We start from the raw sequence: 11,949 nt of genomic DNA, 5'->3' as shown, positions 1-11,949 counted from the left end.
CCTGGCTCGCATCTGCCGGCAGATCGACCCGCTCCAGCACCGCCTGCACGTAGTTTGCAAGCGCACCACGACTAATGACCACGCCCTTGGGCTGCCCCGTGGAACCCGAGGTGTAAATGACATAGGCCGCCTGTGCGGGATGTGTCGGCGGAACTGGAAGAGGCGCCACCTGCACAGGCGGTTCGGCCAAGTCCAGCTGCAGCACCGGAATACCCGGGTTCCAGCCCTGCTCCCCGCTGCTCAACATCAACACTGCACCGCTGTCGCGCACCTGATAGGCCAGACGCTCGGCCGGGAACGCCGGATCAAGCGGTACATAGGCACCGCCGGCCTTGAGCACCGCGAGTACGCCCACGACGAACTCGCATGATCGCTCAGCAAACAATCCCACACGGTCATCGCAGCCCACACCTCGCTCGATCAGCGTTTGAGCAAGACGGTCAGAGTGTTGATCCAGCGCCGCATACGAGAGGGCCATGATCTCGTCCCTGACGGCAACCTCAGTTGCATTGCGTACAACGGCACGTGCCCACATCTGGAGCACGTCGTTCGCTTCGAATGTGCACGAGGGGCCACTGCCTCCCCCGGAGGATCTGGCCGGCAAGGAAAGCTCGGCAATTGCGCGCCCCGGGAAGAGCACCACCTGTTCCGCAAACTCCTCCAGCGCGGTGGCGATCCCACGTATGACGGCCTCGTCGAACAGAGCGTCCGCATATATCAGGACGCATCGAATACCCGTCTCCTGGTCAGTGAAGTCCAGGCTCAGATCGAAATGGACCCTGCCACTGGAAATGGGCTCGATCCCGACATCCAGATCCGCGAGAGATCTCGTCCGCGATACATCCTCCTGCTGGGTGCACTTCACCTGGAACAAGGGATGTATGCCAGCCGCTCGCTCCGCCTGAAGCGCTTCGACCAACAGGTCAAAGGGCAGGTCCTGATGAGCTTGGGCGTCCAACACCGTCTTGCGAACCTCGTCCAGCAGGTCGGCAAAACTTTGTGTAGGGTGCATTCGTGTACGCAAGACCAGCAGGTTGAGGAGGTAGCCAATCAACCCGTGCGTTTCCGCCTTCTGGCGGTTGGCGACCGGTGCGCCGACACGCAGATCGTGTGCGCCGCTGAAACGGTACAGGGTCAGTTTCAGCAGCGACAGCATCACCATGTACAGCGATCCCCCGCGGGACCGCCCCAGATCGCGCAGACGATCGCTGATCTCTCGCGAAAGCTGGAAGACATGACGCGCCTCACGGGGTTGCACCACGGCTCCCCTCGGCTGCTTCAACGGAAGCTCGATGACCGGATGCTCAGTGCCGAGTCGCGACCGCCAATAGTCCATTTGCCGATCGCGCTCGCCTGCATCGAACCATTCGCGCTGCCACACCGCGTAATCGGCGAACTGAATCGGCATCGGAGGTAGCTGCGGGGGCGATTTCGTCTTGAGGGCTTCATACAGGCTGAAAAGCTCCTCGATCAGGATACCGATAGACCATCCGTCGCCAGCGATGTGGTGCAGAGACAAGCCCAAGAAGTGCTCGTCGTCGCTCAGCCGATATAACGCCGCCCGAAATGGCACCTCCTCCTCCAACGAAAAGGACTCTTCGGCGAACAGCCCGAGGAGTCGCCGCACCTCGTCCCGGACCGCATCCCGCGGGACACTCGTCAGATCGAAGTGGCGAAGGCCGACAGTTGCCGCATCCAGGATGTGTTGGAATGGTTCCCCGTCGTCTCCCGCTGGATACGCGGTACGCAGAATCTCATGTCTCCGGACCAACCCATCCAACGCATCCCCGAGAGCGCGCGTGTCCAGAGATCCCTTAAGCGACAGTCCACCCGCCATGTTGTAGGCAGGACTGGTCGGGTCGAGCCGCCATGTGAGCCACAGGCTACGTTGAGCATAAGACAACGGAATTCGCTCGGACCTGCGGCACGAAGGAATTGATACTTCGCTTGTTTGTGCGCTTCCGGCTCCACTGAGTCTGCGCTGGAGTTCGGCACGTTGGACTGAGGACAACCTCGCCCGTCTGGAATCTAAATCATTTTTGGACATGGTCAGCTCTCACACAGCTTCGGGGGTAGAAATCAATGCTCCGCACTCGAGGGCCGCCCCCTCGATCTGCTCAATCAGCCGCTCCTCGACAAGCAGAGCCAAAGCAGCGATCGTCGGCGTAGTAAAGAAGGCCGCGGGATGGATTTCGGCGCCATAGGCATGACGGACCTTCGCCAGTAACTGAATTGCCAGAAGCGAGTCGCCCCCGAGTTCGAACAGGTTGTCATTCACTCCCAGGGGAGCAATGCCGAGCGCATCGGTCCAGATGCGAGCCAGGCCACATTCAAGGTCTCCGGCCGGCGCCACGTATTCGGCAGAAATGCGGGGGCGCGGATGGCTGTGATCGGGCCGACGTTGGGACGGTTCGGCAACCGCCATGGACAGAATGGCGTCGCCCTTCACGTCCAGGCGAGCGCTTAGGTCGGTCGTCGACACGACGATTTGTGAGTGCAAAACAGCGGCAGCGACGCGCTCGAAGATCAGTACCCCTTGCTCGGGTCCGATCCCAAATTGGTCAGGTAGCAAGGTCCTTGCTGCCATGCCGACCTCGCGCCAACCGTCCCAATTGATCGAGACCACCGGCGCACCGGTAGAACGCGCGGCATTCGCTGCCGCGTCGAGATAGGCATTTGCGGCGGCATAGTCGACCTTGCCCAAGCCGCCAGCGAGGCTGGCGAGCGAAGAGCAGAACACAACGAAATCACGCGCCTCATTCGTGATTTGCGACATCAACACCTGAGTGCCTAACACCTTCGCCGCGAACACCTGCTCTACCGCCGCACGCTCCCGCTGCGCGATCATCCCGCCTCCAGCCACACCCGCCGCATGGATAACCCCATGCAAAACGCCAAAGCGGCGCCGCACTTCGTCGAGTGCCGCTCGCATCTGCACAGCATCGGCCACATCGGCCTGAAGGGCCAGCACCTCCGCGCCAAGCGCCTCTAGCTCGGCCACCGCTTTGGCTTGATCCGACGAGATGTTGCGCCCGATCAGTACCAGCCGTGCCTGCCACTGCCGGGCCAAGTAGCGAGCGAATGTGAGTCCGATACCGCCCAGGCCGCCAGTGATCAGATAGACGCCGTTCTTGCGCAGCCGCTGGACAGGAGCATCTTCGCCTCGAAGTGCGGGATGGGCGGGCTCGAATGCCCTCACCCAACGATGCGGGCCGCGGTATGCCACAAGCGACTCGCCGTCTGGCATCGCGATTTCGGCGACGATCTGCTGCACGACCCGGTCCAGCACATCGGCGTCGGCAGAAGGCAGCACCTCGACCACCCGGCATACAAGATGCGGATACTCCTGCGGCATAACCTTGCAGGGGCCGTGCAGGGTCGCTTTTTCCGGGCACAAAGGCTCGGTTCCCGTGACATCCTCAAGCTGGTTCGCCACCACCGTGAGCGAGACCTTTCGCCCGCCCGCGGCGCCCAGCACTTGCGCCAGCGCCAGCAGACTAAAGAAGCTGCGCTCAAGCACTTCTTGCGGTTGCGACGGAGCGTCTCCGAGATCGACATTCCACAGATGGCAGACATCGGACGGCAGGCCGACCTCCGCTTCCACGTGGTGCAGCAGCCGCTCGAGCTCTGCCCGCTCGCCGGGACGCACTGCGTAGCGGTGCTCCCCCATCTGCGCGAACTCGTGCCCCTGCTGCACCCGAACCACAGTTCGACCCATCGCCCGCAGTTGTTGGCACAGCCGGTCGGTCAGCCCATTTGGGTCGCCGATCATCAGCATGCTGCCGCGAGGCGACGCAGGTTCGTCCGCAGACCGCACCAGGGGCTGAACACGCTTCCACGTCGGCACGTAGAACCAGTCGGCAATATCGCGCCCGACAGACGCTGGCTTCTCCGCGACCTTGCTGGCCGGTTCCTTGGGCGGCTCCACCCAGTACGATTGGCGTTCAAACGGATAGGTGGGCAGCGGCACGCGACGGCCTGACACACCACAGAAGAGAGGCGCTGTCTCGACCTCAGCTCCCGCTGCCCACAATTGCGCCAGGCAGCGCACCGGCTGGTCGGCGTTGTACGCAGCGCGCTGGGGGTGGCACTGCGATGCCAGCATCGGTCTTGCACCAGCCCGCGCATGTCGGCGTGCCAGCGTGCTCAAGGTCTCGCCCGGTCCGACTTCGAGCAGCACGCGGTCGGATTTGGCTAGCAGCTCGTCCAATCCATCGGTGAAACGCACCGTACCGCGCACATGCCGTACCCAATAAGCCGGACTGCATGCCTCATCGGCAGTGATCCAGCGGCCGCTGAGATTGGAAACAAAAGGAATCTGAGGTGCAGAAAGCTCGACGCGCGACAGCAACGCCTCGAACTCGCCAAGCATGGGTTCGACCAGGGCCGAGTGGAAGGCATGCGACACGTGCAGGCGTCGCACCGCCACACCGTTGCTCGCCAGACCGCGCTCGGCTTGCTCGATCGCCACGACAGGACCAGAGAGCACACACAGATCAGCCGCGTTGACCGCAGCCAGATCGCATCCGGCGTAGGTGTGAGCCTTCAGCTGCGTCTCAGGCAGGCTGACGGCCAACATGGCGCCAGGCTCCGTGGCTTGCAGAAGCCGGCCGCGCGCCGCGACGATGCTCAATGCACCCTCCAACGAGAACACACCGGCCAAGCAGGCAGCCACGTACTCGCCGATGCTGTGTCCAAGCATGGCGTCGGGCCGGATGCCTTGGTGCATCCACCACCGAGCGAATGCGTACTCGACCACGAAGAGGGCTGGCTGGGTGATTGCGGTCTGCGCCAGTCGCTCTCCGGCCGTCGTTTCATCCGAGGCCGCAGGAAACAGCAGTTCGCGCAGATCCAGTGCCAGGTGCGGGCGCAGCAACTCGCTGCAGCGATCGACCGTCTCCCGAAATACGGCCTCGCGCTCATACAACGCACGGCCCATATTCGTATGCTGCGCACCCTGGCCAGGAAAAAGGAAAGCCACCGTGGGACGATCCGACAGCGCCTCTCCATGGAAGAAAGTGAGCGAGTCACGCTGGGTGAGCGCGTGAACCGCATCCTCGCGGTTGCGAACGAGCGCAACCGCGCGATGCCCGAAGTGCTTGCGCCCGACGCGCAGCGTGTGGGCGACATCGGCCAGGCGCGGGCCAGGATGCCTCTCCAGGTACCCCGCCAGTTCGCGGTTGGCCGCCTCCAATGCCGCGGCGCTGCGCGCCGACAGCATCAGTGCCTGCATACCGCCGCCGGACGCGCCGGCGTCGTTCTGTTGCGTGACACCTTCGCTGGCCTGAGGTGCTTCTTCCAGAACCAGATGCACATTGGTTCCACCCATGCCGAAGGAACTCACTCCAGCGCGCCTCGGAGTAGGCGCCGCGGGCCAATTCTTGGCCTCGGTATTCACAAAAAAAGGACTACCGGAGAAGTCGATCTGCGGATTGGGATCATCGAAGTTCAGGCTCGGCGGCAAAGTGCGGTGCTTGAGCGCCATGACTGTCTTGATGAGACCCGTCACACCGGCCGCAGCGTCCAGATGGCCAACGTTGGTCTTCACCGAACCGATGGCGCAATGGCCCTTGCGGTCGGTGCCACCCCGAAACGCCTGCGTCAAGGCGGCAATCTCGATCGGGTCGCCAAGCGTGGTACCGGTACCGTGCGCCTCGACGTAACCGATGGTGTCTGCGCTCACGTCCGCCATGGCCTGCGCTGCGAGAATCACCGCTGCCTGGCCGTCGACGCTCGGCGCCGTGTAGCCCACCTTGGCCGCGCCGTCGTTGTTCATCGCCGACCCTTTGATGACGGCATGAATGGTGTCGCCATCGGCAATCGCCTCGTTCAAGCGTTTGAGCACCACCACGCCGACGCCGCTGCCGATCATCGTGCCTCCGGCCTTGGCATCGAAGGCACGGCAGTGACCATCCGGTGACAGAATGGCGCCGGGCTGATAGTGGTAACCGCTGCCCTGCAGCACATTGATCCAGACGCCGCCGGCCAGGGCCATGTCAGCCTCGTGGTTCAACAGCCCTCGGCAAGCAAGGTGGACGGCCGCGAGAGAAGTGGAGCATGCCGTCTGCACCGCAACCGCCGGTCCACGCAGATCGAGCTTGTATGCGACGCGCGTAACCAGGGAATCGAGGTCGCTGCCATTGAGCAGGCCGAGCAGCGAGGCAATGTCACTGTCACGCAGATTCGTCGACGGCAACAGATGCTGAAGCAGGTAGAGGCTTGGACCGCTGCCGGCATAGACACCGACCATAGCCGCACCCGTACCGCCGCCGTAGCCGGCGTGTTCCATGGCCTGCCACGCCGCCTCCAGGAACAAGCGCTGCTGCGGATCGATGCGCTCGGCCTCGCGAGGCAAATAGCCAAAGAAGTCAGCGTCGAACCGATCGATGTCCTCCAGGAGGAGGCCCTTCTTGACATAGCCCGGATCGGCCAGTGCCGCAGCTGAAACGCCACGTGCGCGCAAGTCCTCGTCACCCAGGGTGGTGACCGATTCGACGCCATCGCGGACATTGCGCCACAACGCGTCGACGTCCGGGGCACCTGGAAAGCGACCAGCCATGCCGACAATGGCGATCTCGACGCCAGTGAAAGCTTCAGGTGTATGACTCATGAGCCGGTCCTCTCCATCTGCGGCCGACGCGGCAAGAACGCTTGCCGCTGCCGTACCGCCCGCTCTGCAACTTGTTGCCGCGTGTCGCCCGTGGCTGGGCCAGTGGTCAGAAACACGGCCAGGGACTCGATCGTCGGATACCGGAACAGATCGACGACCGAAGGAGTGACTGCAAAACAATGGCCATCGAGACGCTGGTGAAGCTTGAGCAGCAGCAGCGAATGCCCTCCCAGCTCAAAGAAGTTGTCGCGCCGGCCGATGCGCTCGATGCCGAGCAACTCGGCCCAGAGCTGCGCCAGCACTGCCTCCACTTCACCTTGCGGGGCCTCGAATGTGAGCCGGCTCGGGCGTTCGGGTTGGGGCAGTGCGCGCCGATCCACCTTGCCATTCGGGTTCAGCGGCAAGGATTCCAGCGACACGACCACGCCGGGCACCATGTAGTCCGGAAGCACACGGGTGAGCCGGGCGCGCAGTTCGCGCACATCGAGCGCCCTTCCCCTGTGCGGCGACACATAGGCGACCAGCCGGGCATCCTTCGCCACCACCACTGCCTCCCGGACCTCGGGCTGCGCCAGCAACTGCGCCTCGATCTCGCCCAACTCGACGCGGAAGCCGCGCACCTTCACCTGATGGTCGATGCGCCCCAGGTATTCCAAGTCCCCATCAGCATTCCAGCGTACGCGGTCGCCGGTGCGGTACAGACGGCCGCCATCCGCGTCGAAGGGGTCAGCAACGAAACGCTCCGCGGTGAGTCCTGCCCGGTCCAGGTAGCCGCGGGCGAGCAGCGGGCCGCCGATGTACAGCTCGCCCGCCACACCGGCCGGTACCGGCTGCAGATCAACATCCAGCACGCGCAAACTGCGGCCCGGCAGTGGCCGGCCGATTGGCATGTGAACCGGCAGAGCACGTTCACCCGCAACATGGGCGGTGCAATCAAGCAGGGAGGCGACGACCACCGCCTCAGTCGGTCCGTAGGTATTGAGAAGCTTCACCCCGCTCAGGCCAGCCTCGTTCCAGACCGGTACTGCCTCGGCTGGCATTGCCTCGCCGCCGATATGAACCTCGCGCAGACTGCCGTAATCGCGTTGTCCGGTACGGACGAACGACTGGATCAGCGCGAACCAGTAAGCGGTCGGCAGATCGACGATGCTGATGCGGCGTTCGCGCACCTCGCGCAGGAACTCGTCCGGACTCCATAGATCCGTCCCACGCAGGACGACGGTCGCCCCCAGGATCAGCGGCGGAAACAGCTGCTCAATGAAGCCATCGAAATTCAGCGTCGCGAACTGGAGCATCCGGTCGTCCGGCGTCAGGCTGGAAAACGCCGCCGACAGCTGGGCGTGCTCAACGAGCGCGCGATGCGCGACAGCCACGCCCTTGGGCTTGCCGGTTGAACCGGAGGTGTAGATGACATAGGCGAGGTTCTCGCCGTGCAGTGCGATCACAGGCGTGTGGTCCGACTCGCCATCGAGATCCAGTTCGTCCAGCGCCAGTACATGCAGCGCTTGTCCGGCGGGAAGCCGCTCGCGGACGTGGCTTTGTGCAAGCACGAGTCGGATTCGGCTATCCTCAGCCATGGCAGCCAGCCGCTCGGCCGGATACTGAGGATCCAAAGGGACAAAGACCCCGCCCGCCTTCAGGACGCCCAGCAAAGCCACGATCATGTCGATCGAGCGCTCGACCGCCAGGCCCACCCGCTGCTCCGTCGTCACCCCCAGGCCAATCAACCGGTGTGCAAGGCGATTGGCGCGGGCGTCGAGCTCCGCATAGCTCAAGGCCTCCTCGCCCAGGATCAAGGCTGTCGCATTGGGCCGATGCTTCACCTGGCGTTCGATCAGGCGATGAACAGGCTCCGCATCGGGGTAGCGCTGCGCGTTCTGCGCCCATTGCTCGATCTGTCCCAGCTCCTCGCCGTCCAGCATTGCAACGTCGCCCAGCGCCTGCTCGGGCCGCTCGACCAGCGCACGCAGCAGCACGATGTAATGGCCGGCCAGACGCTCGATGCGCGACGGCTCGAACAGGCCGCGCGCATAGGTCAGATGGGCAGTCACACGACCGTCCGAATGCTCACGGGTGTCCAGCGTCAATTCGAACTGCGCTTCCTGTTCGAGCAGCGGCAGCCTCTCCACGACCAGACCGGTCTGGCGCGCAAACGCGCCGTAGTCCTCCTGAAGGTGGTTGAACATCACCTGGAACAAGGGACTGTGGCTCAGGCTGCGCTCGGGCTGCAGCACCTCGACGAGTTGCTCGAAGGGCAGGTCCTGGTTCGACTGAGCACCGAGCCCAGCCTCTCTGGCCAGAGCCAGAACCTGGGTAAGGCCCATGCGCCCGTCGAGACGCAAGCGCAAAACAAGCGTGTTGACGAAGAAGCCGACCACCGCCTGCAACTCGGGACGGCCGCGGTTGGCGACCGGCACGCCGACGCGGATGTCGTGCTGGCCGGTATAGCGGTACAGCAGCGCCTGGAGAGCGGCCAAGAGCACGGTGAAGAGCGTCGCCCCGTGGGACTCGGTCAACCCGCGCAAACCCACCAGCAGTTCAGCCGGAAGCTCGAAGCCGTGCTGGGCTGCACGGTAGCGGGCCACCGGCTGGCGCGGATGATCGGCGGGCAATGCAAGCACCGGCTGCGCTTCACCCGGCTCAACCTCGAGTTGCTTGCTCCAGAACGCCAACTGGTGTTCATGTGCGTCCTTGTCCGGCTGGCCGTGCTGCCAGGCGGCGTAGTCCGCGTACTGAACGTCAAGAGCAGGTAAGGTCGGCGCCCCCGCGCCGGCAAGCCGCGCCGCGTAGAGCGCCGCCAGCTCATCCACGAGGATCTGCATCGACGCCCCGTCGGAGACGATGTGATGCATCACCAGCGCCAGGACATGAACCTGATCGGCCAGCCGGACGAGGGCGGCTCGCACCAGCGGCCCGCGGGTGAGATCGAAGGGCTGGGCGTTGAGTGCACCCAGGGCCTCGGCCGTGCGTGCCTCCCGCTCGGTGTCCGCGGCATCGCGCAGGTCGATCAGATGCAGATCCAGCGAACCGCCCGGCTGGACGATCTGCTCCACTTCGCCGTCCGCTCGCACACGGAACAGTGTGCGCAGCGACTCGTGCCGCTGGGCCAAGCCGGCGACGGCCTCGCGCATGGCTTCGGCATCGAGCGCGCCGCTGAGCCGCAGCGCACCGTGGACATGGTAGGCGGTACTTTGCGGATCAAGCTGCCACAAGAACCACTGTCGCTGCTGGGCCGATGAGAGCGGCAGGGGCTGGGCGCGGTGCTCCGCAGACAGCACCGGGATGACGGATGCCGACTCCCGCACGCCCGCTTGCTGGCTGCGCCGGATCGCTGCGCCTTGGTCCTGCAGGCGGGGATGCTCGAACACCAGGCGTGGCGGGAAATCGCACTCCCACCGCTGCGCAATGCGCGCTGCCAGTTGCACCGCTGCGAGCGAGTTTCCGCCCAGAGCGAAGAAGTGCGCGTCGCCAGCATAAGGCCGTGCTGCATCGTGCTTGAGAACGTCACGCCAAACGTCGGCGAGCGCCCGCGCCAATTCATCGAGCGGCGGTGCGTCGATGCCGGCAGACTCCGCATCACCTTCCCGCCCACCAACGGCGCGACCGCCCTCGAAGAGTGCATAGGCATCCAGCGACCGCTCCATCCATCCCTTGCGGCAGGCGCTGCGCTGCAGCTTGCCGCTCGACGTCTTGGGCAGCGCACCTGGATTGAGCAGCACCACAACCCGCGGCGCCTCGCCACACTGTTCGCTCACCACCGCACTCAGCGCATCGGCCAACGCCTGGGGTGCAATGAGCTTCTGCAGTCCGCGCGGCACCTCGGCCGCGAGGCCGACGCCTTCCTGCCCATCAACTTCCACCGCGAAGGCCGTCACTCTGCCCTTGCGCACCGCCTCCACCTCGGCTTCGACGGCGCGCTCGATGTCCTGCGGGTAGAGGTTGTGCCCGCGCACGATGATCATGTCCTTGAGCCGGCCGGCCACAAAGAGCTCACCCTCGCGCACGAAGCCGAGGTCGCCGGTGCGCAGCCAACGGGTGCCGTCGCGCTCGACGAAAGCCTCTGCCGTCTCGCGCGGTTTGTTCCAGTAACCCGCAGCAATGCTGGGGCCAGCAGCCCAGACCTCACCGATGGCGCCTGCCGCAGCAACCTCGCCGGTCTGCGGATCGGCGATGCGGATCTCATGGGCGGAAGGCACCCGGCCGCAACCGACCAGCGCCGTGCCACCGGCCGCCTCCACGGCTGAGCGCCGCGACAACGCGTCGGCATCGAACCGGTTCACCACCATGCCGCTGCCGCGTCGCCCGCCGGTCACGAAGAGCGTGGCCTCGGCGAGGCCGTAGCACGGATACACGGCGCCAGCCTGGAATCCAATCGGCGCATAGCGCTCGATGAAGGCGTCCATGGTGTCATGCCGCACCGGCTCGGCACCGGTATAGGCAATGCGCCAGCTCGAGAGATCCAGTCCGTCGACCTGAGTCTCCTTCACCCTATCCAGGCACAGCCGATACGCGAAGTCCGGACCACCGCTGATCGTGACCCGATGACGGGAGATCATTTCGAGCCAACGCACCGGTCGCTCCAGGAAGAAACGCGGCGAGCACAGCACGCAAGGGATGCCGCTGTAGAACGGCTGCAGCAGGCCGCCGATCAAGCCCATGTCGTGGAACAGTGGCGACCACACGCCGAACTTGTCGTCCGCACCGATGGAGAGCCCTTCGCGGATCGCGCGCTCATTGGCCATCAGGCAGCCGTGCGTCACCATCACGCCCTTGGGAGATGAGGTGGAGCCGGAGGTGTACTGCAGGAAGGCGACGTCTTCGGGCGCAGGCTCGTGCGGATGCCACTCGTCCGCCGTGGCGAGGTCGACCTCATCCACGGCGATCACCGACGACAGGCCAAACTGCGCGGCGGCCCCGCCAACCAAGCTCCGAATCGCACTGGCGGTGAGGATGCCGCGTGCCTGGGCATCGGCGGCGATGCCCGTCAGGCGCGCCAGATGCTGAGGGCGAATCGACTCGGGGGGAAACGCCGGCACCGCGATCACGCCCGCAAAGAAGCACGCGAACATGCTGGCGGCGTAGTCACCGTCGTTGTCCAGCAGGATCAGCACCCGGTCGCCCTGGTCGAAGCGGCGCTGCAGCAAAGCAGCCAGGGCTCGCACGCGTTGGTCGAACGCCCGATAGGTGAGCGCCGCTTCAACAAGTTGGCCATCCCGCTCTTCCGCGACGATCAACGCCACATCCTCCGGCCGGTCCGCCGCGAGGCGCCGAAGGCATTCGACGAAGTTGTCCGGAGGAGTGAAGGCGTGATCCGGAGAGATGTTTTGAATCGTCATCGG

The 11,949-nt window shown here is 64.7% G+C and carries 3 protein-coding genes; all 3 read right to left on the bottom strand.

Annotation, left to right across the window (positions count from 1 at the left end; all coding sequences use genetic code 11):
• Positions 1-2,047: condensation domain-containing protein (locus tag NFX52_RS02355; RefSeq protein ID WP_252635363.1), on the bottom strand; the 2,047-nt coding region annotated here is incomplete at its 3' end.
• A 9-nt stretch (positions 2,048-2,056) separates the two neighbouring features.
• Positions 2,057-6,610 carry a type I polyketide synthase gene (locus tag NFX52_RS02350; protein WP_055397014.1) on the bottom strand — a complete coding sequence of 1,518 codons (4,554 nt, stop codon included), beginning with the start codon at positions 6,608-6,610 and terminating at the stop codon, positions 2,057-2,059.
• Positions 6,607-11,946, bottom strand: a complete 5,340-nt coding sequence (locus NFX52_RS02345) for a non-ribosomal peptide synthetase (protein WP_252635362.1) — start codon at positions 11,944-11,946, stop codon at positions 6,607-6,609. The genes NFX52_RS02350 and NFX52_RS02345 overlap by 4 nt, the downstream gene beginning before the upstream one ends.
• Between the last annotated feature and the right edge of the window lie 3 nt (positions 11,947-11,949).

It is taken from the genome of Acidovorax facilis, assembly GCF_023913775.1.
In the GTDB taxonomy this organism is placed as follows: Bacteria; Pseudomonadota; Gammaproteobacteria; order Burkholderiales; family Burkholderiaceae_C; genus Acidovorax; species Acidovorax facilis.
Note: the sequence above shows the minus strand (reverse complement) of the source record. Positions and strands in the feature narration are given on the sequence as shown.